Annotated in this window: 24 protein-coding genes and 1 pseudogene; 11 read left to right on the top strand and 14 right to left on the bottom strand. The window is 39.3% G+C overall.

Annotation, left to right across the window (positions count from 1 at the left end; genetic code table 11):
- Positions 1-31: 31 nt before the first annotated feature.
- Positions 32-1,519: an IS66-like element ISVsa2 family transposase gene (locus tag VSAL_RS12565; protein ID WP_012549008.1), complete on the top strand. Its 1,488-nt coding sequence runs from the start codon at positions 32-34 to the stop codon at positions 1,517-1,519.
- 17 nt (positions 1,520-1,536) lie between these two features.
- Here VSAL_RS12565 and VSAL_RS22860 read toward each other — a convergent pair.
- The 3 genes and pseudogenes from VSAL_RS22860 to gloB all read right to left on the bottom strand — a co-directional run.
- Positions 1,537-1,881 (bottom strand): annotated as a pseudogene (locus VSAL_RS22860) (hypothetical protein); the annotation flags it as partial.
- Entirely contained in the window at positions 1,878-3,431 is a 1,554-nt protein-coding gene (locus VSAL_RS12560; protein ID WP_012550894.1) for a lytic transglycosylase, read from the bottom strand. The pseudogene VSAL_RS22860 and the gene VSAL_RS12560, both read right to left, overlap by 4 nt.
- Before the next feature lie 86 nt (positions 3,432-3,517).
- The gene (gloB, locus tag VSAL_RS12555; protein WP_012550893.1) at positions 3,518-4,276 is read right to left on the bottom strand and encodes a hydroxyacylglutathione hydrolase; all 759 of its coding nucleotides are present in this window, start codon (positions 4,274-4,276) and stop codon (positions 3,518-3,520) included.
- Between the two features lie 54 nt (positions 4,277-4,330).
- Here gloB and VSAL_RS12550 point away from each other — a divergent pair, with 54 nt between their 5' ends.
- A complete protein-coding gene (locus tag VSAL_RS12550; protein WP_044583487.1) occupies positions 4,331-5,071 on the top strand; it encodes a methyltransferase domain-containing protein in 741 nt (246 codons plus the stop codon).
- Here VSAL_RS12550 and rnhA read toward each other — a convergent pair.
- The gene (gene rnhA / locus VSAL_RS12545) at positions 5,068-5,541 is read right to left on the bottom strand and encodes a ribonuclease HI (RefSeq protein ID WP_012550891.1); all 474 of its coding nucleotides are present in this window, start codon (positions 5,539-5,541) and stop codon (positions 5,068-5,070) included. The two genes, VSAL_RS12550 and rnhA, sit on opposite strands and share 4 nt — an antisense overlap.
- A gap of 37 nt (positions 5,542-5,578) precedes the next feature.
- Between rnhA and dnaQ the strand changes: the two genes are divergently transcribed.
- The 3 genes from dnaQ to VSAL_RS23665 all read left to right on the top strand — a co-directional run bounded on the left by dnaQ (position 5,579) and on the right by VSAL_RS23665 (position 7,919).
- On the top strand, positions 5,579-6,310 hold the full coding sequence (dnaQ, locus tag VSAL_RS12540) for a DNA polymerase III subunit epsilon (RefSeq protein WP_012550890.1): 732 nt from the start codon (positions 5,579-5,581) through the stop codon (positions 6,308-6,310).
- A gap of 10 nt (positions 6,311-6,320) precedes the next feature.
- Positions 6,321-7,583 (top strand): TIGR03503 family protein, encoded by a 1,263-nt coding sequence (locus VSAL_RS12535; protein ID WP_012550889.1) that lies wholly within the window; start codon positions 6,321-6,323, stop codon positions 7,581-7,583.
- 171 nt (positions 7,584-7,754) lie between these two features.
- Positions 7,755-7,919 carry a hypothetical protein gene (locus VSAL_RS23665; protein WP_017021212.1) on the top strand — a complete coding sequence of 55 codons (165 nt, stop codon included), beginning with the start codon at positions 7,755-7,757 and terminating at the stop codon, positions 7,917-7,919.
- 78 nt (positions 7,920-7,997) lie between these two features.
- Here the strand turns inward: VSAL_RS23665 and fadE are convergent, their stop codons facing one another.
- Positions 7,998-10,445 (bottom strand): acyl-CoA dehydrogenase FadE, encoded by a 2,448-nt coding sequence (gene fadE, locus VSAL_RS12525; protein ID WP_012550887.1) that lies wholly within the window; start codon positions 10,443-10,445, stop codon positions 7,998-8,000.
- A 215-nt stretch (positions 10,446-10,660) separates the two neighbouring features.
- Positions 10,661-11,542 carry an IS982-like element ISVsa6 family transposase gene (locus VSAL_RS12520; protein WP_012548944.1) on the bottom strand — a complete coding sequence of 294 codons (882 nt, stop codon included), beginning with the start codon at positions 11,540-11,542 and terminating at the stop codon, positions 10,661-10,663.
- Between the two features lie 265 nt (positions 11,543-11,807).
- Here VSAL_RS12520 and lpcA point away from each other — a divergent pair, with 265 nt between their 5' ends.
- Positions 11,808-12,389 carry a D-sedoheptulose 7-phosphate isomerase gene (gene lpcA / locus VSAL_RS12515; RefSeq protein WP_012550886.1) on the top strand — a complete coding sequence of 194 codons (582 nt, stop codon included), beginning with the start codon at positions 11,808-11,810 and terminating at the stop codon, positions 12,387-12,389.
- Positions 12,390-12,423: 34 nt separating this feature from the next.
- Positions 12,424-13,251 (top strand): class II glutamine amidotransferase, encoded by an 828-nt coding sequence (locus VSAL_RS12510; RefSeq protein WP_012550885.1) that lies wholly within the window; start codon positions 12,424-12,426, stop codon positions 13,249-13,251.
- A 57-nt stretch (positions 13,252-13,308) separates the two neighbouring features.
- Here the strand turns inward: VSAL_RS12510 and purN are convergent, their stop codons facing one another.
- Both purN and purM read right to left on the bottom strand, forming a co-directional pair.
- Positions 13,309-13,950, bottom strand: coding sequence for a phosphoribosylglycinamide formyltransferase (gene purN, locus VSAL_RS12505; protein ID WP_173362144.1), 642 nt, complete (start codon positions 13,948-13,950; stop codon positions 13,309-13,311).
- Between the two features lie 130 nt (positions 13,951-14,080).
- Positions 14,081-15,121 carry a phosphoribosylformylglycinamidine cyclo-ligase gene (purM, locus tag VSAL_RS12500; protein WP_012550883.1) on the bottom strand — a complete coding sequence of 347 codons (1,041 nt, stop codon included), beginning with the start codon at positions 15,119-15,121 and terminating at the stop codon, positions 14,081-14,083.
- A 225-nt stretch (positions 15,122-15,346) separates the two neighbouring features.
- Here purM and upp point away from each other — a divergent pair, with 225 nt between their 5' ends.
- On the top strand, positions 15,347-15,973 hold the full coding sequence (gene upp, locus VSAL_RS12495) for a uracil phosphoribosyltransferase (protein WP_012550882.1): 627 nt from the start codon (positions 15,347-15,349) through the stop codon (positions 15,971-15,973).
- 153 nt (positions 15,974-16,126) lie between these two features.
- On the opposite strand, the gene VSAL_RS12490 is transcribed toward upp, so the two are convergent.
- Positions 16,127-17,377 (bottom strand): uracil-xanthine permease family protein, encoded by a 1,251-nt coding sequence (locus tag VSAL_RS12490; protein ID WP_012550881.1) that lies wholly within the window; start codon positions 17,375-17,377, stop codon positions 16,127-16,129.
- A 206-nt stretch (positions 17,378-17,583) separates the two neighbouring features.
- Between VSAL_RS12490 and VSAL_RS12485 the strand changes: the two genes are divergently transcribed.
- Positions 17,584-18,780 carry a DUF2066 domain-containing protein gene (locus VSAL_RS12485; RefSeq protein WP_012550880.1) on the top strand — a complete coding sequence of 399 codons (1,197 nt, stop codon included), beginning with the start codon at positions 17,584-17,586 and terminating at the stop codon, positions 18,778-18,780.
- Positions 18,781-18,866: 86 nt separating this feature from the next.
- On the opposite strand, the gene VSAL_RS12480 is transcribed toward VSAL_RS12485, so the two are convergent.
- From VSAL_RS12480 to bepA, 3 genes are read right to left on the bottom strand one after another with little or no spacing between them, the layout of a single operon-like run.
- The gene (locus VSAL_RS12480; RefSeq protein ID WP_012550879.1) at positions 18,867-19,307 is read right to left on the bottom strand and encodes a DUF2069 domain-containing protein; all 441 of its coding nucleotides are present in this window, start codon (positions 19,305-19,307) and stop codon (positions 18,867-18,869) included.
- 20 nt (positions 19,308-19,327) lie between these two features.
- Positions 19,328-19,678, bottom strand: a complete 351-nt coding sequence (gene arsC, locus VSAL_RS12475; RefSeq protein WP_012550878.1) for an arsenate reductase (glutaredoxin) — start codon at positions 19,676-19,678, stop codon at positions 19,328-19,330.
- A 26-nt stretch (positions 19,679-19,704) separates the two neighbouring features.
- Positions 19,705-21,159, bottom strand: a complete 1,455-nt coding sequence (bepA, locus tag VSAL_RS12470) for a beta-barrel assembly-enhancing protease (protein WP_012550877.1) — start codon at positions 21,157-21,159, stop codon at positions 19,705-19,707.
- Between the two features lie 187 nt (positions 21,160-21,346).
- Here bepA and VSAL_RS12465 point away from each other — a divergent pair, with 187 nt between their 5' ends.
- Positions 21,347-21,574, top strand: a complete 228-nt coding sequence (locus tag VSAL_RS12465; protein ID WP_012550876.1) for a sulfurtransferase TusA family protein — start codon at positions 21,347-21,349, stop codon at positions 21,572-21,574.
- Between the two features lies 1 nt (position 21,575).
- On the top strand, positions 21,576-22,643 hold the full coding sequence (locus VSAL_RS12460) for an AI-2E family transporter (RefSeq protein WP_012550875.1): 1,068 nt from the start codon (positions 21,576-21,578) through the stop codon (positions 22,641-22,643).
- A 75-nt stretch (positions 22,644-22,718) separates the two neighbouring features.
- On the opposite strand, the gene bcp is transcribed toward VSAL_RS12460, so the two are convergent.
- A complete protein-coding gene (gene bcp / locus VSAL_RS12455) occupies positions 22,719-23,186 on the bottom strand; it encodes a thioredoxin-dependent thiol peroxidase (RefSeq protein ID WP_158306889.1) in 468 nt (155 codons plus the stop codon).
- 30 nt (positions 23,187-23,216) lie between these two features.
- Entirely contained in the window at positions 23,217-23,744 is a 528-nt protein-coding gene (locus VSAL_RS12450; protein ID WP_012550873.1) for a glycine cleavage system protein R, read from the bottom strand.
- Between the last annotated feature and the right edge of the window lie 164 nt (positions 23,745-23,908).

Raw genomic sequence — 23,908 nt, 5'->3', positions numbered from 1 at the left:
TTACCTGTATTATCGTTATATAGTCATCTACATGACTGATAAAATAAAACCACTTCCTGATACCATTGACGAGCTGAAAGCACTTGTGCTTCAGCTTGAAAATAAATATAACCGTCTTCTAGAGCAATTTCGACTGGCTCAACATCAGCGCTTTGGTAAAAGCAGTGAATCTGACTCGACTCAATTTGATTTATTCAATGAAACAGAAGAAGAAATCATCATTGAAAATGATGACACACAAACGATTACCTACACTCGTCAAAAGCCAAAACGCCAACGCTTACCTGAAGACTTACCGCGTACTGTTATTATCCACGACATAAAAGATAAAACTTGTAAGTGTTGCGGTCTAGAGATGCATGCGATGGGTAAAGACATCAGTGAAAAGTTGGAATTTGTACCAGCTAAAGTGGAAGTTATTCAACATGTTCGTCCTAAATATGCTTGCCGAAATTGTGAAAAAAACAATACTTCAGTAGACATTAAACAAGCCCCAATGCCAGCGTCACCAATCCCTAAAGGGATTGCGACCGCAAGTTTACTTGCTCAAATTATTACGGCTAAATTTCAATACAGTCTTCCACTTTATCGTCAAGAAACGTTATTTCAGCAATGGGGTATCATTATTGGACGGCGAACGATGGCGGATTGGTTAATAAAATGCTCGGTACTATTTACCCCTCTTAATAACGAGTTACATCGTATTTTGCTTGAACAACCCACTCTGCATTGTGATGAAACAACGGTAAATGTGTTGGATGTTGAAAAAGCAAAATGTTATATGTGGGTCTACTGCTCTGGCTATGATTCTCCAGGCTCTGGTGTTTTGCCTGGAATTGTACTTTATGATTATCAATCTAGCAGGCATGGCTACCATCCAGTTAACTTTTTAAAAGGTTATAACGGGTATTTACATACCGATGGTTACCAAGGTTATGAACAAACTGAAGCGATTTTAGTTGGCTGTTGGGCACACGCACGTCGACGATTTATTGAGGCTCAACGTGTTCAAGTAAAAGGGAAAACAGGGAGTGCAGATTGGGTATTGAGTAAAATCCAAAAGCTATACCGGATCGAATCGTTATTAAAAGAGGCTTCCCCTGAAGCCAAGTATGTTGCTAGGCAGACAGAAGCCCGCGATTTACTTAAAGAGCTCCGTGATTGGCTTGATAGCGCAGTTAGTCGAGTATCACCTAAAACAAAATTAGGTGAGGCGATTAGCTATACATTAAATCAATGGGATAAATTAGTTCGTTATATTGATGATGGATTGTTATCTATTGATAACAATCGAGCAGAGCGAGCGGTTAAACCGTTTGTTATCGGCCGGAAAAACTGGTTATTTTCGGGTTCAACGGCTGGTGCAGATTCAAGTGCAATGCTTTACAGCATTGTAGAAACAGCAAAGGCAAACGGATTAATCCCTTACGATTATATTAGGTATTGTCTAGATCGTTTATGTGTTGGATCGCCAGATATCGATTCACTTTTACCTTGGAATGTAAAAGACAAGGTGTAGTTCCCCGCACGCTTACACTTGCTTTGCTTTGTCGCTAATTTGAACCACAAAGCTAATAGCAATACAGAAGCAATTCTTCCCATCACGTCGTTAATCACTTCCCCAGCTAACAGAATTTCTTTTGTTAGCCACTCTGCTTTTACTTGCCCGCCAATGCTGTCAATTTGTTGAGTTAAACTTGTTACGACCCAATTAAAATTAACAAGGTCAAAGTACGTACCCCAAAAGATAAAAGGCGAAAAAATCAAGAGCAAGAAAGGAAGCCAAGCCCATTTTCCATGTTCATATAACGCGGCGAAACAATCTGTTGGCGATCGAAAAATATCGACTAATAAAATTAACGGATTTGAAGAAGGGGTCATACATTTGCCTTAGTAACATCAAAGTAAAGTTTTAATTTTTGTCCCGGCTTAATATAAGAGCCACGTTCGATGCTATTCCATTTCATGATGTCTGTCACAGAGACACTGAATTTTTGTGCAATAGAGCTAAGGTTATCGCCTTGACGGATTTGGTAATGAACCGTACGGATTATCCCACCATCAGAATTGCTTTTCCAAATGACTAATTTTTGTCCAACACGCAATGAATCTTTTGGTGCCATGCCGTTCCATTTTGCTAAATCACGATAAGAGATGCTGTTATCACGAGCGATGCTCCATAACGATTCTCCATCTTTAACGGTATGGTCAGATTTGTATTTTCCTTTTGCTTTGGCTTGAGTTTTCTTTAAGCGCTGTGGTGCACTTAATGCATAGGTTTTATTGCCTTGAGAAGCCGTTGGAATTAATAAATATTGATCAACTCGAATGCTCGTACCATTTAAGTCATTGGTTTGTTCAATGATGCTAGAGGTCGTATTATGCTTCACTGCTAATTGACTGATTGTATCGCCGGATTGAACTTTGTAGCGCACAACTTTCATTGTTTTATTGCCATTCTTTTTCAGATTGGCATTAAAACGATCGACTTTATCAATCGGTAATAATAGATGATAAGGGCCATCTGGTGACGTTGCCCATTGATTGTATCCAGGGTTATAGCCTTGCAATTCAGAGATTGAAATACCCGCAAATTCTGCCGCAATCGCCAAATCTAATTGTTTATTTGGGTCTACCATTTCGAGTACAGGTTTGTTGGCAATAGGTGGCAATTCTACCCCGTATTTTTCATGGTTTTTAATGATGTCAGCTAATGCTAATAATTTAGGGACATAACCGCTGGTTTCTTCTGGTAAATCTAATGAAAAGAAATCGGTAGGTTTACCTAAGTTTTTATTTTTTCGGATTGCTCTAGATACTCGTCCACCACCACTGTTGTAAGATGCAATCGCTTGTTGCCAATTGCCATCAAAGCGACGGTCAAAATATTCCATGTAATCTAATGCTGCATTCGTTGCCGCAGGTACATCACGACGACCGTCATACCACCAATTACGTTCTAATTTAAAGCGATCAGCCGTTCCTGGGACAAATTGCCATAGACCAGCGGCACTGCCGTGGGAGTAAGCAAAAGGGTCAAACGCACTTTCAACGATAGGAAGAAGAACTAACTCCATAGGAAGTCCGCGTTTTTCAATTTCAACAGTGATCATATACAGAAACGGTTGAGCTCGTTTGGCAACAGTACGCAGGTGACTTGGGTGTTTAATGTACCAATTACGATAATAATCGACCGATTTATGATCTGGAATTGGCATATTTAATTGCATTGCAATACGTTGCCATACGTCTTCTTGTTCTTGAGGGGTAAGCTCCGGTTTTTCGATTGATTTAATTTCTGCTGGTTTGGTATCTTGCTTTGAAGGCGTAGAGATAGCAGAAGTCGTATCAGGCTGTGTTTTTTCTGATGGTGGAGCACTTTGACAGCCTGCCAATAACGCTAATCCAATCCAATGGAGCTTAAGTTTCATTAATTATTGCCTTCAAGTTGTGTTTGATTATTTTTTATTTGGGTGCAGATAATACTTGGCAACAATCGTCCAGACAAGTTTCATCATTAAAACTCGTCTTTCCATCTCCTTAATGCGGCAAAGGTTGCAACTTCGGAATCATTTTCTACTTTGGACGAAACGGCTTGTTTTACACTTGCTTCACTGGTTCTTAAAAAAGGATTAATGAGCTTTTCTCGTTGCATCGTTGTTGGGATCGTTGCTTTTCCATTTGCTCGAAGTCGTAAAACTTTTTCACGATATTGTTGTAAATAATCGTTATCAGGTTCAACCGCCAACGCAAAAGCAAGATTGGACGCAGTGTATTCATGGGCGCAATACACTTCTGTTTCATCGGGTAATGCGGCCAATTTTTGCAGTGAATGAAACATTTGTTCTGCGGTGCCTTCAAATAAGCGACCACAACCGGCTGAGAAAAGGGTATCACCACAAAATAGTTTTTCATCACCAATGTAAGCGATATGACCTTTTGTGTGTCCTTCAACGCCTAGCACCATGAATTTTTCATTGAATAATTCAACAAAATCACCATCACCAACGGGATGAGTGAGGGTTGGAATAGGTTCATTTTCAGGGCCTACAACATTGATGTTTGGAAATTGACGAACAAGTTCAGGAACCCCACCAATATGATCATGGTGGTGGTGCGTAATTAAAATTGCATCTAAAATAAGACCATGCTCTTTAAGGCAGGCAAGCACTGGGGCTGCTTCTCCTGGATCAACCACAACACAATGATTATCATTGTTGTGAATTAACCAAATGTAATTATCATTAAATGCAGGTATGCTTTTTATTAATAGCATTCACCTTTCTCCAAATTTTTATAAAGTATTAATATTTTGTAGGTAACTGTATTGATTAAGCCAGCACTGCTTGATAAAAAAATTGAAAAACCGCATTCATGGTCGTCTATTCCTCATGGGAACTGGATTCGTGAGTTGATCCAATCACGCCTTGATGAATGGTGCCCTAAGCTATTTGGTTATCATATGCTAAAAGTGGGTGGTTTGAGTGCTGAGCTAGATAGTTACTTTTGTAACATTAAACACCAAGTTAGCTTAGATAACAAAAATTCCCTAAAAAATATTTGCGCTGATTTACCTCAACTCCCTTTTCTTGAGAAAAGTATAGATGCGTGTGTGCTAGCACACCAACTTGATTACTCATCGGACCCTCATCAATTATTGCGAGAAGTTGATCGTGTTTTAATTCATGATGGCTACGTGATCCTTACTGGATTTAACCCAATGAGTGCCATTGGTATCGCAAGTTTATTCCCTTGGCGTAAAAACAATTTACCTTGGAGTGGGCGAATGTTTACTCCTCATCGAATTAAAGATTGGTTAGCGGTGTTAAATTTTGAAGTGGTATATAGCGATTGTTTCGCTTTAGCGCCGTTAACTCGCTATCAAACGATTTGGACATGGTTTGAGAATTTAGGGGGAGAGTCGGTAAAACCGGTAAGTGGTATTTATTTTATTGTAGCAAGAAAGCGGACCTATCCATTAAAAGCGATAAAATCGGCCTGGAAAAAGAAGCCAAAATTGGCTCCAATTTCGGTAGCACAGACTCGTCAGGGAAAAGTGAACTCAGATTAGCCTGGGTAACCTGTATCGTCCTGGGTTGGATTCTCTGCGGCGGTACGTGCTAAATCGTCACACATTTCATTCTCACGATGACCAGCATGACCTTTAACCCAGCGCCAATCGACCGTGTGACGTTCTGCCTCTGCATCTAATTGTTTCCAAAGGTCGGCATTTACGACTGGTTTTTTATCTGCTTTTTTCCACCCTCGTTTTTTCCAACCATGTATCCATTGAGTGATACCTTGACGAACGTATTGGCTATCCGTCGTTAACACCACAATACAAGGTTCTTTAAGGTTACGTAAGGCGACGACAGCAGCAAGCATTTCCATACGGTTGTTTGTGGTTTGGTTAAACCCACCTGAAAATGTTTTTTCTGTGCCTTTATAGCGCATAACAATACCATAGCCACCAGGACCAGGATTGCCTAAGCAAGAGCCATCTGTGAAAATTTCAACCTGTTTCATTATCTCTGTTATCATTAGAGGAATTTAGAAATAGTCTGACACAAATGAGCCTATGAATACTAGCGACAATTCCCCGAATAGAATTATTGTTCTCGATACAGAAACCACCGGTATGAATTTATCTGGCGGCCCTATTTATGAGGGTCACCGTATAATTGAAATTGGTGCGGTAGAAATAATCAACCGAAAATTAACTGGAAATCATTTTCATGTATACATTAAGCCAGATCGACTGATTGATCTTGAAGCTATTGATGTTCATGGTATTACCGATGAATTTTTGTATGGTAAGCCAGAATATAAAGACATCCATGATGAATTTTTAGCGTTCATTAAAGGGGCTGAGCTTGTCGCTCACAATGCACCCTTTGATGTTGGGTTTATGGATTATGAATTCAGTAAACTTAACAAACTTATTGGTACCACGGATCAGTATTGTAAGATCACCGATACCTTGGCCATGGCGAAGAAAATTTCCCCTGGTAAGCGAAATAATCTAGATGTGTTATGTGGTCGTTACGGCATAGATAACTCGCATCGAACGCTTCACGGCGCTTTACTCGATGCCGAAATACTGGCAGATGTTTATCTGTTAATGACAGGCGGACAAACCAGCTTAAGTTTCTCAGCAGGAGGAAATGAGTCTGATTCTTCTGAAGAAAGTATTAATAGATTGAATTTAGGACGAAAAGGATTAAAGGTTTTACGTGCAACGGCCGATGAATTAGAAGCGCATGAAAAGCGCTTGGATATCGTTGGTGATGCCTGTTTGTGGCGTAATTAGGAGTTTTAGTATGTGGCGGTTATTGATAATTGCACTTTTTGTACCGATAGTGAGTTGGGCAAAGAGCACCGAAATGTCGTGGTTGGACAACCGCTTTAGAGTTGATCCTACGATTAAGCAAGTGTCATTTTTAGTTCATAGAGAGAGAGCCTATCAAGCCGTTACTCTTGTGCGTCCTGATGGAACAAAATATTACGCATGGAAACACCCAGATAACGTGGCGTGGTATGAAGAAAATGGCATGGATATTATCTCTATTGAGAATCCTATGCCTGGACCATGGCAAGCGATAGGTAAAGTAACACCGGATAATAAGATAAAAATTCTATCTAATTTAACGCTGAACGTAGATTCGTTACCAAAAAAATTATATCAATCTGAAAGTTTAAAATTTACGGCTCGTTTACTTGAAGATGGAAAACCATTGGTATTACGAGAGTTTTTAAACCGTATCAAATTGAATGTGACGTTTACGCCTTATCTTGCGAATGAAAAAGATCTAGTTAAAGAAGCTCGCCCATTGGCTGAAGTATTAGGTACGTTTGAAGATAATGGTGAAGATCTCGATGAAGTGGCTGCTGACGGTATTTTTACTGTTAACTTACCAATAAAGATAAAACCGGGTAAATATTGGGTTCGTATTCAATCGCGTAATGGTGTTTTCTTGAGAACGGTAGAGCAAGATGTCTTGGTTTATCCTGCTCCTATTCGAGCAACTTTTACTCAAGCTCGTGATGACAGTACAAAGCATTCAATGAACATTGATACTGAAGCTGGAGTGATTAAAGCGGGATCGTTAGCGGCTCATATTGAACAATTTAATCCAAAAGATCGCAAAACAGTAACTGAAGCACAATCTGAAAAAGACGAATCAAAGCTTTATTTTTCGTTGCCTAATGATTATATGTCCGGAAAAAACAGTTGGACAGGTTGGGTATACGCAACAGATAAGGCAACGAGTCGACCATTGCAATTTTACCTTGGCTTGCACAATTATGGGGTGACAGAGCCGATTGATTTAAAAGCGGCTTATGAAGCACGAGTAAAAGAAGCGGCAATACAACGTAAAATAGAAGAAGAAAAAAGACTTGAAGAAGAAAGAGCGACTGCTCGTCAACATTTTTGGGTTTACGTTATTGTTGGAAATATAGTTATTATATTGTTAATTTTTGGCGGTATTTTTGGGTGGAAGAAATTTAAATTGCTGAAAGAGAAAAAAGCATTTGCCCCTAAATCTGAAAAATTAACAATGCCGCCACCGCCTAAAGTATAAAATACTTGAGTAATAAGAAAAAACCGCAGTTATGGCGGTTTTTTATTTATCAAGGCCTTTTTTGTAGCTTTTTGTTACATTTATCCAGAAGTTAACGATTGCTTTTTTATAAAGTTTGAATTGTCGACTTTGGTTAAATATACTGCTCCATTCATTGAAATGGAGAATGTTGTGAATAAATATAAATCTAAGTTAGAGGCAGCATTTAAACAAGCACTCAAAGTGAATGATGATACAAAAATCAATCACGAGTTGTTAGGCCTAAACAATGAGAGTATTAGCTACTTATCGCTTGAAGAAATAATTTATCTAAAGTTAGTCGTCAGCCTTAAATAAATAAGATGTATATAGAAAATAAAAAGGCCAGAACAGTTCATGTTCTGGCCTTTTTTATGTTTTAGATAAGAGAATTAACTAAGCAATTTTACTGTGTTCAAAATGATTAACTTCTGGCTTTACGATAAGCTCACTTGGGTCAAAATCTTCAACACTAATCGTCGCTAGTCGACTTTTCTCTGCTTTACGAAGTAGTAGGGCTTCTTTATCTGAAATAATATTTAACTCTAAACCGATTTTTGCAACACGATCTAATTGCATGAAGGGTAGACGTTGTTTTGATTCTTTACATACACGATCATAAATTGGTTCTGCGGTTAAGATATCAATCAGTGCTTCTTCCATTTTACCTACCGGATTAAAGCGACTCGCCTCTAAGAACAGACCTCGACCAATTCGACTACGGACTCCTGATGGCTCTTGAAGAATTCGAGCTAATTTATGATCCAGTTTATCACTTGGGCGTTGACGACGAAGCCCGGTTGGAAGCAGGATTAAACGCATTGCTTTGGCGATAAATTGATTTGGGAAATTACTTAATAACCCATCAATCGCTTGCTCTGCTTGATGTAACGAATCTTGCACGCTCCAATGTACTAATGGTAAATCTTCCTTCTGACGACCTTCATCATCAAAACGCTTAAGTACTGACGTTGTTAGATACAGTTGACTTAAAATGTCACCTAGACGTGCTGACATGCGTTCACGGCGCTTCAAACTGCCGCCAAGAACAGCCATTGATACATCAGATAGTAATGCTAAGTTCGTACTATAACGATTTACTTGTTGGTAATAACGTTTGGTTTCATCGTTAAAGGCGGTTTTTGAACCACGACCATCGGTTAGGCCAAACCATAAACTGCGTACAAAATTACTGATCCCAAAGCCAATATGACCAAAGACAGCAGCATCGAATTTATCAAGAGACGCTTGCTTATCTTCTAAGTAGGCCGCGTCCATTTCTTCAAGAACATAAGGGTGGCAGCGAATAGCACCTTGACCGTAGATAATCATTGAACGGGTTAGTATGTTTGCGCCTTCAACGGTAATGGCGATTGGTGAACCTTGATAACTGCGCGCCAAGAAATTAGAACTGCCTAGACAGATCCCTTTACCACCAGCGATGTCCATACCATCAATGGCAATACGTTGTGCACGGTGGGTACAGTGATATTTTACAATGGCAGAGATAACCGATGGCTTCTCGCCTTGCACAATACCAGCAACCGTTAGCGCACTTGCTGCGTCCATCATGTAAGCATTACCAGCCATACGCGCTAATGGCTCTTCAATCCCTTCCATTTTACCAATGGGTAATTTGAATTGGCGACGAATTCGTGCATAAGCTCCCGTAGCGAGTGCGGCCGTTTTTGCGCCACCCGTTGCATTGGATGGTAAGGTGATTCCTCGACCCACAGACAGACATTCAACCAGCATGCGCCAACCGTGACCTGCCATTTTTTCACCACCGATGATGTAATCAAGTGGAACAAATAAATCGTCACCTTGTGTTGGACCATTTTGAAATGGAACATTCATAGGGAAATGGCGGCGTCCAATTTTAACGCCTTCTAAGTTTGTTGGAATAAGAGCACAAGTAATGCCTAGGTTTTTCTTATCGCCTAATAAACCATCAGGATCTTGTAATTTAAACGCCAAACCTAAAACGGTAGCGACAGGGGCTAGGGTAATGTAACGCTTATTCCAAGTAAGGCGCATACCTAGTACTTCTTTACCTTCCCACATGCCTTTTGTCACGATACCAAAATCAGGAATTGACCCTGCATCGGAGCCCGCTTCTGGGCTAGTTAGTGCAAAACATGGGATTTCCTTACCTTCGGCTAAGCTAGGTAAATAATGATTTTTTTGATCTTCAGTACCGTAATGTTGAAGAAGTTCGCCTGGACCTAATGAATTCGGAACCCCAACCGTAATAGATAAAACACCAGAAACACTGGTCAATTTTTGTAGAACAGAAGATTGTGCATAAGCTGAGAATTCTAAACCACCGTATTTTTTCTTAATGATCATGGCAAAGAATTTGTTATCTTTCAGGTATTGCCATACTTCTGGTGGCAAATCAGCAAGCTCATGAGTGACTTCATAATCATTGATCATGCGGCACACTTCGTTTACTGGGCCATCCATGAATGCTTGTTCTTCATCGGATAGTGTATTTTTAGGAATATTATGAAGGAATTTCCAATCAGGATTTCCCTTAAACAGCTCTGCTTCCCACCAAACCGTACCCGCTTCAATGGCATCTTTTTCTGTTTTTGACATTTCAGGCATAACACCTTTAAACATCGATAAGGCTTTATTACTAAACAGAGATTGCCTAATTGAAGGGATGTTTAGAGGTACCGCGATTGCTAAAAAAATAGCCCAAGTGATAACGCCGGCATAACCTAATCCGGTACTCACCGCCAAAATTGCTGCCGTTACTAGCGTAGCAGTTTGTAATGATTGTCGATGATAACTTAATGCAGCAAGTGCAATTAATGTTGTTAGTAGTGTGAGGGCCATGTGATTCTCCTTTTCCGGCGCTGTTTCTGTTTGTAGGAACAGAATTGATTACGATACTCGGTCGTAATGTTATTGTTTGTTTAAAGCTCTTTCTGATAAGAGGTCTAACTAGTTGAAGTTAGTGTAGATCAAATGTTAATAAAAAGTAAATCTACATAATGGTTAAAAAGTGATCTAGCTTGAGTAATTAACCTGAATTCTGGATAAAACATGCTTTAAGCGAGGATTAGTTCAAATTCACATTCTGATAGCTTAATTCGTGGCTTTTGTTTTTTTAAACAATAAGCCACAACGCCTGAAATTACATTTAGCATGAAACCAGTCACGCTACGATGACGGCTATGTTCAATTTGAGAGATATTCTTCAATTGGTCATTTATCGTTTCGATAATGTATCTCTTTGATAACATAGCCTTATCAAAAGCACTTATCTCTTTTGCTTTCATGTTTTTTCGCGAGGTAGTCACTAAATCGACATCAGAGTTCTTTAAGCTCTCACTCAACTTTTTACCTATGTACCCTTTATCAGCGTACAATTTCCCCGAGAGTTCTTTGCATAAATCAGGTACAGGAGTCCTATCATTTACATTGCCAGCTGTGATTTTCAGCGAAATAATTTCTCCAAGATGGTTAATCAATAAATGAAGTTTGAAGCCGAAAAACCATCCCATGGTACCTTTTCCTCTTTTCGCAACACCATCAAAGACTTTATGGCGAGGAATTCGAATGTTATGGCATACTTTAAGACTCGTGGAGTCAACAAAAGCAATGCCAGTCGGCTTACCTTTGATAGATTGAAAATAGGCACACATTGGGGCGATTAGGCTAGGCATTTTGCTCACAAATCGAGTGTAGCTAAGTAAATTTGGAAAGTATCCTTTCCAATATTGATGAACTAACCCGATATAGAAGTTCTTGAAATCTCTATGATTTGATTGATGAAAAGCGATGACAATAGTCATACATTCACTAGTAGACATTACTGACTGACGTTTTCTTTTTCTCTCACTAGCCTCAACAAGGTATTTTTCCCATTGAGATAAGAATTGATAACAAAAATCATCGACATCACAAAATATATCAACTAATTTATTCATCTTGCCCACCTTTTAAAATACGTTCAAATAATTCTTGGTCGAAAGATCTGATCGTTAGGTGGGCAATTAGTTCAGCCTTATCCAGAATTCAGGTTAATTAATAAACAAATTGTTAATTTGAGTGAGTGAACTCTACTTTTATTTCCTACGGTTTTAGGAATTTGTGGTGTGTAGAAGAAATATGAAGTGAATTGCTTTAAATGGTTTACTGGGATAGGTACACTGAGATGAACCCCATTAGGGAATATAATAAAGAGAGAATCCTATGTCTTATCAAGATCTGATCCGTTCTGAGCTAACAGAAGCAGCTCAAGTACTGAATGACTTTTTAGCTGATGATAAAAACCTTGCTCAAATTGAGCTAGCTGCCAAAACGATTGCTGATTCATTTAAACAAGGCGGCAAAGTATTGTCGTGTGGTAACGGTGGCTCTCACTGTGATGCAATGCATTTTGCGGAAGAATTAACGGGTCGTTACCGTGAAAATCGTCCCGGTTATCCTGGTATTGCGATTTCTGATCCAAGCCACTTATCTTGTGTTAGTAACGACTTTGGTTATGACCATGTATTTTCTCGTTACACTCAAGCGGTTGGTTCAAAAGGTGATGTGTTATTTGGTTTATCGACTTCAGGTAACTCGGCCAATATTTTAAAGGCGATTGAAGCGGCCAAAGAAAAAGGCATGAAAACCATTGCACTGACAGGTAAAGATGGCGGAAAGATGGCGGGTCTTGCTGATGTGGAAATTCGTGTTCCACATTTTGGATACGCCGATCGTATTCAAGAGATCCACATTAAAATTATTCATATAGTGATTCAACTGATTGAAAAAGAAATGGAAAAATAATCCATTGAATTGCGAATAAAGGAGTAACGCAAGAATGTGTGAATTGCTCGGAATGAGTGCAAATATACCAACGGATATTTGTTTTAGTTTTAAAGGTTTGGTTCAACGTGGTGGCAATACCGGTCCGCATCGTGATGGCTGGGGGATTACTTTTTATGAAGGGAAAGGATTTCGTACATTTAAAGACCCTAAACCAAGTTGTCATTCTAAAATTGCAGAATTGGTTCAAGATTACCCAATAAAAAGTAATGCAGTAGTGAGTCATATTCGACAAGCTAACCGAGGGGAGGTGAATTTAGAAAATACACATCCTTTTACGCGTGAATTATGGGGTCGATACTGGACTTTTGCACATAATGGGCAGCTTACTGGGTTCGATGAATTATCAACTGGGCGTTTTCGTCCTGTCGGTGAAACAGATAGTGAACGTGCTTTTTGTTGGTTATTAAATCAGCTTGAAGAAAAGTATCCAGAACCCCCCCAAGATATGATGCTGATGTTTGAATATATTTCAGAATGCAGCGATCAACTAAGAGCGCTTGGTGTTTTTAATATGCTATTGAGTGATGGTGAATACGTAATGACGTATTGCTCGAATAATTTGCATTGGATCACTCGACGGGCTCCCTTTGGGCAAGCTTCTTTGATTGATGAAGACGTGACCATCGATTTTCATAAAGAAACGACACCAAACGATGTCGTGTCAGTGATTGCAACTCAACCTCTGACTGATAATGAAGAATGGCATAAAATGAAAGTGGGTGAATATGCTCTGTTTCATTTTGGTGAACTAAGTGCCGGAAATCACGATACGGTGCTTGATATGGCGCCGCCGCCTTCTGAGTGTCCAGTAAATACATAATAAAATATAAACGTCATCTTATGGTTTAAGATGACGTTTTTACTAAGTGATATTATTTTACTCTTCTGTTTCTAATCCAAATGTCCCTAGCGCATCTCCATCAAGAACTGCTTTTCCATCTGTCATTATTAAACGCTCTTCTATAATCCAATTAGCAACCATAGGGTAAATGACGTGTTCTTGAGCTTGAACACGTAAAGCGACATCTTCAGCAGTATCTTCATCAAAAATAGGCACTTTTGCTTGAAGAATAACAGGACCTCCATCGAGCTCTGGCGTGACAAAATGAACACTTGTACCATGTTCTTCATCTCCGGCGTCAATCGCACGTTGGTGAGTATGTAATCCTGTATATTTCGGTAGAAGAGAGGGGTGGATGTTCAGCATCTTACCTTGATAACGTAAGACAAAATCTGCACTTAAAATACGCATAAAACCGGCCAGAATAATTAAATCAGGCTGATAAAGATCGATAAGAGTAGATAGTGCGATATCGTACTGCTCACGACCTTCATAGCCCGCAGCACTTAAGCTGTGTACATCAATATCGGCATTAATTGCACGTTGTAGTCCATAAGCATCGCTTTTATTTGAAATAACCGCAGAGATGCGTGCATTTGGAATTTTGTTACCACAAGCATCGATAAACTCTTGTAGGTTACTGCCGTTTCCTGAAACTAATACAACAATATTCTTCATCATAATCTTTTTTAGTTATTGTTTAATGAGAACCATTCGAACACAAATTACAGATATAAAAAAGGTGACCGAATAATTGATCACCTTTTATTTATTCTTTATGAACTAGTTCAAAGTTTGTAAGTCCCGATTAACGGATCTCAACTTGTTCTTCGCCTTGCTCTGCTGCCGCTACTTTGCCAATAACCCAAGCGTTTTCGCCTTCCGCATTCAATAATGCGACAGCTTGTTCAGCTTGTTCTTTTGGAAGGGCAACAATAAGACCAACACCACAGTTAAAGGTACGGTACATTTCGTAGGTATCTACGTTGCCTTTTTCTTGTAGCCAGTTAAAGATAGCAGGCCACTCCCAACTCTTACCATCAACAACCGCTTTAGTTCCTTCAGGAAGTACTCGTGGAATATTTTCCCAGAAACCGCCACCCGTAATATGAGAGATAGCATGAATATCATGCTCTGCAATCATTTTAAGTGCTGATTTAATGTAGATTTTTGTTGGTTCGATTAAATGATCTGCAATCGTTCTGCCATTTAATTCTTCTGTAAGATCCGCATTTGATACTTCAAGGATTTTACGAATTAATGAATAACCATTTGAGTGAGGGCCACTTGAACCTACAGCGATTAATGCATCACCTGCAGCGACTTTAGTGCCATTAATGATGTCTTCTTTCTCGACAACACCGACACAGAATCCAGCAACATCATAATCTTCGCCTTCATACATGCCTGGCATTTCAGCCGTTTCACCACCGATCAATGCACAACCAGCTTGAATACAACCTTCACCAATGCCCGTCACTACTTGAGCTGCGACATCAATATCGAGTTTGCCTGTTGCATAATAATCAAGGAAGAACAGAGGTTCACCACCTTGAACAATTAGGTCATTTACACACATAGCCACTAAGTCGATACCAATCGTATCGTGCTTGTTTAGGTCTAAAGCTAAACGAAGTTTAGTTCCTACACCATCAGTACCAGAAACTAAAACAGGTTGTTTATATTTCGTTGGAAGTTCACATAACGCACCAAAACCACCAATGCCACCCATAACTTCTGGGCGACGAGTACGTTTCACTACGCCTTTAATTCGATCAACAAGTGCATTACCAGCATCAATGTCTACGCCAGCATCTTTGTAGCTAAGAGAAGTTTTGTTGTCGCTCACGGTGGTGTCCTCGCCATAGGTTGGATTTCAAAAATCCGCGCCATTCTAACAGCACAATGTAAAAAGGGAAACGTTTGCGTAAGGAAATTTGGAGAAATTTTGTAATTAAAAATGAGTAAGTTAGTTATTTGAGAATGACGGCATAAATTATTTTAATGTGTAGTCATTTTTTATATGAAAAGTATGTATAATTGAAAGGTTTGATTAATGTATCTGGAGTCAGAAATGAAAGTTGTTGAAGTAAAACATCCGCTAATAAAACATAAAATTGGTTTAATGCGCGAAGGCGATATCAGCACTAAGCGTTTTCGTGAATTAGCAACTGAAGTAGGTAGCTTACTTACTTATGAAGCAACATCAGACTTTGAGACAGAAAAAGTAACTATCAATGGCTGGAACGGCCCTGTTGAAGTTGACCAAATTAAAGGTAAAAAAGTAACGGTAGTGCCAATCTTACGTGCAGGTCTTGGCATGATGGATGGCGTTCTTGAGCACATCCCAAGTGCGCGTATCAGTGTTGTTGGTATTTACCGTGACGAAGAAACGTTAGAGCCTGTACCTTACTTTAACAAGTTAGCGTCTAACATCGATGAGCGTATTGCTTTAGTTGTTGATCCAATGCTAGCGACTGGCGGTTCTATGATCGCAACGCTTGATCTTTTAAAAGAGAAAGGCTGTAAGAACTTTAAAATTCTTGTTCTTGTTGCTGCTCCTGAAGGCATTGCTGCATTAGAAAAAGCGCATCCAGATGTTGAGCTTTATACTGCGGCTATCGATGAGAAGTTGAATGATAAAGGTTACATCATTCCAGGTCTTGGTGATGCTGGTGATAAGATCTTCGGTACTAAGTAATCGGCACCATTAAGTAATTATATGTACTGGATGCTTTAAGCATTAAAAAAGGATTGATGGGTAACCATCAATCCTTTTTATTTACCCTAGACCTAGACCTAGACCTAGACCTAGACCTAGACCTAGACCTAGACCTAGACCTAGACCTTAGGTTTATTTATCATCTTCCATTTGTGTATTATCAACAACATGGTTTTCACCTAAGTCATCAGGAAGAATTAAATTAAGAGCAATAGCTACAATCCCACAAAGACTTACGCCCTGTAAGTTAAAATCGCCAATACCCACAGCCATACCACCAATACCAAATACCAAGGTAACGCCAACAATGGTTAAGTTACGTGCTTTATGTAAATCAACTTGGTTTTTAATCAGAGTATTTAGACCAATCGTCGCGATTGAACCAAACAGTAAGATCATAATGCCCCCCATTACAGGGACTGGAATAGTTTGTAATATTGCGCCTAATTTACCCACAAGAGCCAAAACAATCGCACAGACGGCAGCCCATGTCATGATCACTGGATTAAACGCTTTAGTCAGCATTACCGCACCAGTCACTTCACTGTAAGTTGTATTTGGTGGCGCGCCAATAAGAGAGGCTGCCATGGTTGCAATACCATCACCAGTAATGGTGCGGTGCAAGCCTGGTTTTTTAAGGTAGTCTTTTCCGGTTACATTTGAAATTGCCAACATATCACCCACGTGCTCAACCGCAGGGGCGATGGCGACTGGGATCATAAATAGAATGGCATTAATGTTAAATTCAGGATAAGTGAAGTTGGGTAGTGCAAACCATGCCGCTTGTTGTACTGGCGTAAAATCAACGATGCCGAAAATTAAACTTAATGAGTAGCCAACAATGATGCCTGAGAGAATAGGTAATAATCTAAAGAACCCTTTTGAAAAAACACTCACCCCAATTGTGGTAAATAATGATGCAGCGGCAATCCAGAAAGCCAATTGGCCATCAACTAATTGAAATCCACCATCGCCCGTTTTTCCTAACGCCATATTAACCGCTGTTGGCGCTAAGCCTAGGCCGATCACCATAATTACAGGGCCAACAACAACAGGAGGCAGTAACTTATGAATGAAAGCGACCCCTTTCACTTTAATAACGGCACCTAACGCAACATAAACTAAACCGGCAACCATTAGGCCACCCATTGTTGCTGGGATCCCCCATGTTTGGGTTCCATAAATAATAGGGGCAATAAAAGCAAAAGAAGACGCGAGGAAGATAGGCACTGAACGACGAGTAACAAGTTGAAAAAGAAGAGTACCAACACCGGCACCAAAAAGAGCGACGTTAGGATCGAGCCCAGTAAGAAGAGGAACAAGAACAAGGGCACCAAATGCAACAAAAAGCATCTGAAAACCTTGGAATAAATTGTATAGCATTACTATTTCCAGTAGTGAATTTGAGGGATTCTATCACTTTTATAATAATAAATATCTTGATTTTAATCGTGAAAAAATAAAACTTTTACACAAAGTATCACTCTAATAGCTTGAAAGTTAGATCTGAGTCAATTCGAATCCTTGCTGAATAAGGGGATAGCCCTTATTATCAGCGGTAAATTATAAAAGTATTTATAGGTTGTTTGATGTTACGTATTTTTTGTTTATTAATCTTTATGGTTGCGGGGCCTGTGTGGGCGCAGCAACAAGCAGATATCTATCATACTGAAGTTCAGTTAACTGCCTCTGATAATGCTGAAAGTGTGGCAAAGAAAGAAGGCTTGGTTAATGTACTAATTAAAGTATCAGGTCAAAGAGACATTGCTAATAACGGTGTAATAAAAAAAGCACTGACACAAAGCGATCGTTATGTAACTCAAATGAGTTTTGTTGACCATAAAGATGCCCCTCGCGGTATGAAATTAGGGTATAACCCAAAAATGGTGACGCATTTACTGACTCAATCTGAGCAACGTATTTGGGAAGCACCACGTAAGCCAGTATTGGTTTGGATCGTAAATGAATATAACTACCAACGTAGTATTATTTGGGAACAATCAGATAGCAATTTAATCACTAGAATCAAACAAGCGGCTTATGATCGAGGCTTACCTGTTTTATTCCCTGTCGGTGATTTTGATGATGTGACCTCTATTGAGATCCCTGATCTGTGGGGTAGTTTTAAAAAACCGATTGCAGCTGCGAGTGAGCGCTATAACCCTCAAGCCATTTTAGTCGTAAAAATTCGTGGCAATAGTTTATCGTGGGATCTTTTTGATACTACGCCTCAATACTTGGTCAAAACCTCGAAAAAAGCAATTGAAGGTACGGCTTCTGGTGCTGTACAGCTTTCTGATATGATTAATGATGTTAGTGATTATTTTGCTGATACGTATTCTAAGAAGCTAGGCACGACGGTGAGTCAATCTGAAATGATTTCAATTGCAGGCATTCACTCTACTGAAGGGTTCTTCACGTTAGAAAAACAATTGAAGCAATTGAATTCAGTCGCTAGCGTTCAGGTGGATAGTATTCAAGGTGATAAAGTTATTTACACATTGAATTTACTTGGTGATTGGGCGCAATTTAATGCGGAATTGCTTAGCCGAAATACAAGAATTAGTGTGGTTCCTGAAGAGGTGATTACCTCTGACAATAATACGATAGACGCTAATGTGGATGCCGGTGCAACAGAGCAGAACAATGTTACAGATACGACGTTAGTAAATAAATCTACGATTATTGATGCATCAAAACCGGATGCCGTGATAGCAAGTGATAAAGACCCCGTTAATCAAAAAACGGACACATCAGTGATACACGCTTATCAACTGAAGAAGTAAATAATATTGACTCAATAAAAAAGGTGGCTTATGGCCACCTTTTTTATTCAATTATCAGACGATAAATGCAAGAGAGAACATGCAGATTAATCTTGTTTGTTTTCTGCGTAACTGGCTTTTTCTATTTTTTCAACTTCCGATAAAAGTTTAAGTTTTAAACCTAACTCTTTACCTCGTAGACGAGCGTAATAAATGTTTCCAATAAACGCTCCAGAGGTAAGGATGAGTTCTATTACCGCCAAATAACGCTCTCCTTCATCGACCCATAATAAGGTGAATCCATGAAGAAAATAAAACATTAATATAAAATTAGCCCATGCGTGAGTATAAGGCTTCCCTTCTAAAATGCCTTTTAATGGCAATAGCAGCGGTATCATCCAAGCAATCATCAGCCCATAAGGATTGATTTGAGGATGCGGGGAAATAACACTGTGCCATAGCATGACAAAAATCAATAACGATAAATTACAGAAAAGAGCCAGCAAACGGTAACGTTTTGTTTGCGATCCTAACTCAACGACGTCCATGTTCACTTCCTTACTAGTAGCTATAAAATATCCAGAACTTGTTCCGGTGGGCGACCTATTTTAGCGTGGTTATTATGAACAACAATAGGGCGTTCAATTAGTTTTGGATTCGCGTTCATCGCTTCAAATAACTGTTCATTACTTAATGCGTTTTCACCTAAGTTTAGTTCTTTGTAAATATCTTCTTTAGTTCGCATCATCTCTCGAACAGAACTGAACCCTAGTTGAGAGAACAGTGTTTTTAACTCATCAATACTTGGTGTTTGTTCAAGGTATTTTATGACCTCTGGTACGATTCCTTTTTCTTCTAATAAAGCCAAGGTTTGACGACTTTTAGAGCATTTTTGGTTGTGATAAATAACAACAGACATAAGTTTTCCTTTTTATTTTTCTTTCGTTATAACGTGCTGAATCTTTCTCTAGAGAGGCGTAACTGATCTATTCTTGCATCATATCGAGCTTGATCTAAGCTGCCCAACTCGGCGAGTTGGCTTGCTTGTGTGTAATTACTTAACGCTTTATTCCACATGCCTTTAAGCGCATAAACCTCAGCTCTTGCTGCTAATTCTCCATCGGAGCTGCCGTCATCATAGTAGGCTTTAGAGAGTAATTGCCACCCAGTCGGATCTTTAGGGTGGTCATGAGTGTAGCGTTGAAGAATTCGAACCGCTTGAGGCGTTTTCCCCGATTCAGATAAAGCATGGGCGTAATTGATCATTAATACTGGGTTGTTGGGCAGATGAATTAATCCATTTTCTAAGCGTTTTATCGCCTGTTCATTTTTCTTTGTATACAGATCTAAATCGGTAGCTGCATCAATATAAAACGTATTTAGAGGATCATTTTTGAGTAACGTTGACATTATTGGTGTGGCTTTATCATATTGGTTTGAATCAATATAAACTAAGGCTTTACCGTATTCGATGGCTGTCTTTTGATCGACTTTAGCCGACTTTGATTTACGAGAAAACCAATCAAGCGCGGCATTACTATCAATACCAGCAAAGCGAGCGACGATACGAGAGCGAGCAAGTTGGTATCGCAGGGATGTGTTTACACGGCGCATTGGGTATTGTTGTGCTCTAGCTCGGCTGTCTGTTATTCGGTCTGCGGGTAAGGGGTGAGTTAGAAGCATTGGTGGTGGTGTACTTGCGTATCGATATTGGTCGGCTAATCGTGAGAAAAATCGTGGCATTGCCGTTACATCAAATCCTGATTTTGCGAGTGTATCAATCCCAAACCTGTCGGCTTCTTTTTCATTGCTTCTTGTATAGTTAATTGAGCTTTGCATTGCTCCAGCGGTTGTTGCATGAATCGCGGCAATGCCTGCTTCTGGTGCTGCAATTGCCAATAATAAAGAGCCAACAAGTGCTGCAATCGTTGCTGGTGAGCGTCGAGCTTGATCTTCCATACTTCGAGCAAGGTGACGCTGTGTAATATGCGCAATTTCGTGAGCAACCACTGAGGCTAATTCGCTTTCCGATTGTGCGTATAGAAATAATCCTGAATGCAACGCAACATAACCACCAAAAAAAGCAAAGGCGTTAATTTCTCTATTATTGATTAAGAAGAAGTGGAAAGGGGTTTTGACATCACTTGCATTAGCAACTAAGCGGTGGCCTAGATTTTGAACATATTCAGTTAATACTGGATCATTAATGACTGGTTGGCTAGCACGGAGCATCCGCATGTACGCATCACCATAAACCAGTTCTTGATCTATGGTCAGAGTACCCGCTGCTGTGGTTCCTATTTCAGGCAAATCTAAATCGTTATTTGCACTAGCAGGTAGTGAGCTTGTTAGCAATGAGGCAATGAGTAAACTACTGGCCAGCTTTTTTAATTTGAACATGTATTATTCACAAATCCTTTTAATAACATTCCACTATGAAAGAGATGGATATCTGTAATGAGAGTGGAGGCTGCTTATCTTAATATTATAAGAGTAGCAAATCTGTTATTGGTTTCTTTTCTGTCATAATTATGTGACTTATACTCTCTATACATGGAATCTATCATATCTATAGTCGAGTCGTCGAATGGAAACCCAACACTTAGATTTATCAAAACACCGTTGTCCTATGTCTTTATTATTGGCTAAGCGTGCAAGTCACCGCTTAATAGACAGCGAAAAATTAATCATTAAAGTCGTCGACAAAGTGTCTTTACAGGATATGATGACATACTTTCAGCAATCCTCTTTCCATACTCATCTAGAGCAAGCTGAACCGTGTTCTTTTTTAACCGTAACGAGAAGCAGAACTTAATATGTTAGACATGGTTACTCAATGGTATAAACGTCGTTTTTCCGATCCTCATGCTGTTAGCTTAGTGGCAATATTAGTCGTCGGGTTTATTACTATTTATTTCTTTGGACATTTAATTGCGCCTTTATTGGTTGCTATTGTATTGGCTTATTTACTTGAATGGCCAGTCGCAAAGCTGAGTAAGTTTGGTTTACCAAGAACGCTTGCCGTTATGTTTGTTGTTTTGCTTTTTATTAGCCTGATGCTATTGGCTGTGTTTGGCCTTGTTCCTACTATTTGGAATCAAGTTGGTAATCTAATTAATGACATACCATCCATGTTTAATGGGTTACACAGTTTATTATCAAGCTTGCCTGATCGTTATCCTGAATTCATCCAGCCTCAATCCATTGATACGTTATTAGACACCGTACGTGGCAAAGTATTAGGCATGGGAGAAACGATGGTTAAAGGGTCATTATCTTCTTTAATAAGTTTAGCCGCATTAGGGGTATATCTTATCTTGGTTCCATTACTCGTTTTCTTCTTACTAAAAGATAAAGATGAAATGGTCAGAACGATGAGTAATATATTACCTAAAAATCGCCGTCTAGCGACGAAGGTTTGGGTTGAAATGAATGAACAAATTAGTAACTATATTCGTGGCAAAGTCGTTGAGATTCTTATTGTAGGAACGGTGAGCTACGCTACCTTCTTTATTATGGATCTGCGTTACGCATTATTACTTGCCGTTATGGTTGGGTTTTCTGTGTTAATTCCTTATATTGGTGCCGCTGCTGTAACGGTTCCAATTGCAATTGTTGCGTTATTTCAATGGGGGCTTACCCCCGATTTTTATTGGCTAATTCTTGCTTACGCTATTATTCAAGCATTGGATGGTAATGTGTTGGTGCCTGTTCTTTTCTCTGAAGCGGTAAACCTTCACCCTGTGGCGATCATTGTGTCAGTTTTAGTGTTTGGTGGGCTGTGGGGGTTCTGGGGTGTATTCTTTGCGATTCCATTAGCGACACTGGTTAAAGCGGTTTGGAAAGCACTGCCAGCAACCGATGAAGTCTTTAAAAAAGCGTAACAATCATTATTAGATAAAAGAAAGGCGGTGCTTTAGATGAGCACCGCCTTTTTTATTTTTCGTCTTTAAAAATGATTATTTTTCGTTTAAATAATCCAGAACGACTTCATGGTGTGTTTTGGTTTTAAATTTAGTGAAGACGTGTTCAATAATGCCGTCTTCATTAATTAAGAAACTAATGCGGTGCAGACCGTCATACACTTTGCCCATGAATTTTTTCTCACCCCAAACACCAAAAGCATCCGCAGCCGAGTGATCTTCATCAGACAGTAACGTAAAGTTTAATTGGTCACGCTCAATGAATTTACCTAAGCGTTTCACCGCATCAATGCTCACGCCTAACACGACAACATTATGCGCATCTAATTCTGCTTTTACATCTCTAAGGCCTTGAGCTTGAACAGTACATCCTGGTGTCATTGCTTTTGGATAGAAATAGAATAAAACCTTTTTTCCTTTTAGATCGGAAAGAGAAATAGTCTCTCCATTTTGATCCAAAAGAGAGATATCTGGTGCAGGAGAGCCTGCCGCTAATGGTGTGATCATAATATTTCCTTAACGTTGACGGTATATTTAGTTTTTATAAAAATTGATTTTTCCGCTGACATTTAATGTTGAGCATAAATGTTCAAATTCTTCTTGGATTTCCATAATATGACATTCTTGAAAAATCTCAGCTGTAATTTGAATTTGAAACGAATTCTGGTTAGTTGCTTTCTTTAATGTTTGAGCACTCAGTGTTTTTAGATCAATGTCTCTGTTGGCTAAGAAATCAGTAAACTTCTCCGTTAAGCCCGGACGATCTTCCGATTCAACAAACGCATCAATCGTATAGAAAGTGTCTCTTTCTTGATGAGGCGATGTGCGCTTTATTATCGTTATTAGATCGTGTTGTTGACCTAATAAAGGCAAGGTATTTTCAATTCGAGAAACGGCATTTGCGCTTCCTGACAACAACATGATCAATGTGAATTCATTACCAAAAGATGCGATACGGCTATCTATGATATTACAGCTTGATTCAGTGACGAGGCGAGTCACCTTATTCGAGATACCAGGTCTGTCAGTTCCGACCGCAGTAATTACAAGGTATTGGGACATAAAAATCTCGTTGTTGATAAATATAAAACCATACTAACACGCAAGTGATTGTGTGATAAGCAAGCAATAGTGAACAATCGTCAAAAAAAAGACTCTACAACATAGCCTTTAATGTAATATCCTTGAAGATTATTGATTTGATAATTCGACTTATTACATAGAAG

The sequence above is a fragment of the Aliivibrio salmonicida LFI1238 genome (assembly GCF_000196495.1).
Lineage (GTDB): Bacteria > Pseudomonadota > Gammaproteobacteria > Enterobacterales > Vibrionaceae > Aliivibrio > Aliivibrio salmonicida.
The sequence above is the reverse complement of the archived record's forward strand: the minus strand, read 5'-3'. Positions and strand labels throughout refer to the sequence as shown.

Excerpts from the sequence above, each read along its gene's own strand:
- dnaQ (WP_012550890.1), top strand. The coding sequence starts at position 5,579 with ATGAATACTAGCGACAATTCCCCGAATAGAATTATTGTTCTCGATACA.
- VSAL_RS12465 (WP_012550876.1), top strand. The coding sequence starts at position 21,347 with ATGGAAACCCAACACTTAGATTTATCAAAACACCGTTGTCCTATGTCT.
- VSAL_RS12480 (WP_012550879.1), bottom strand. The coding sequence starts at position 19,307 with ATGGACGTCGTTGAGTTAGGATCGCAAACAAAACGTTACCGTTTGCTG.
- fadE (WP_012550887.1), bottom strand. The coding sequence starts at position 10,445 with ATGGCCCTCACACTACTAACAACATTAATTGCACTTGCTGCATTAAGT.
- VSAL_RS12490 (WP_012550881.1), bottom strand. The coding sequence starts at position 17,377 with ATGCTATACAATTTATTCCAAGGTTTTCAGATGCTTTTTGTTGCATTT.
- VSAL_RS12510 (WP_012550885.1), top strand. The coding sequence starts at position 12,424 with ATGTGTGAATTGCTCGGAATGAGTGCAAATATACCAACGGATATTTGT.
- VSAL_RS12520 (WP_012548944.1), bottom strand. The coding sequence starts at position 11,542 with ATGAATAAATTAGTTGATATATTTTGTGATGTCGATGATTTTTGTTAT.
- lpcA (WP_012550886.1), top strand. The coding sequence starts at position 11,808 with ATGTCTTATCAAGATCTGATCCGTTCTGAGCTAACAGAAGCAGCTCAA.
- VSAL_RS12485 (WP_012550880.1), top strand. The coding sequence starts at position 17,584 with ATGTTACGTATTTTTTGTTTATTAATCTTTATGGTTGCGGGGCCTGTG.
- arsC (WP_012550878.1), bottom strand. The coding sequence starts at position 19,678 with ATGTCTGTTGTTATTTATCACAACCAAAAATGCTCTAAAAGTCGTCAA.
- VSAL_RS12560 (WP_012550894.1), bottom strand. The coding sequence starts at position 3,431 with ATGAAACTTAAGCTCCATTGGATTGGATTAGCGTTATTGGCAGGCTGT.
- rnhA (WP_012550891.1), bottom strand. The coding sequence starts at position 5,541 with ATGATAACAGAGATAATGAAACAGGTTGAAATTTTCACAGATGGCTCT.
- gloB (WP_012550893.1), bottom strand. The coding sequence starts at position 4,276 with ATGCTATTAATAAAAAGCATACCTGCATTTAATGATAATTACATTTGG.
- VSAL_RS12460 (WP_012550875.1), top strand. The coding sequence starts at position 21,576 with ATGTTAGACATGGTTACTCAATGGTATAAACGTCGTTTTTCCGATCCT.
- VSAL_RS12535 (WP_012550889.1), top strand. The coding sequence starts at position 6,321 with ATGTGGCGGTTATTGATAATTGCACTTTTTGTACCGATAGTGAGTTGG.
- VSAL_RS12450 (WP_012550873.1), bottom strand. The coding sequence starts at position 23,744 with ATGTCCCAATACCTTGTAATTACTGCGGTCGGAACTGACAGACCTGGT.
- bepA (WP_012550877.1), bottom strand. The coding sequence starts at position 21,159 with ATGTTCAAATTAAAAAAGCTGGCCAGTAGTTTACTCATTGCCTCATTG.
- purN (WP_173362144.1), bottom strand. The coding sequence starts at position 13,950 with ATGAAGAATATTGTTGTATTAGTTTCAGGAAACGGCAGTAACCTACAA.
- VSAL_RS12565 (WP_012549008.1), top strand. The coding sequence starts at position 32 with ATGACTGATAAAATAAAACCACTTCCTGATACCATTGACGAGCTGAAA.
- upp (WP_012550882.1), top strand. The coding sequence starts at position 15,347 with ATGAAAGTTGTTGAAGTAAAACATCCGCTAATAAAACATAAAATTGGT.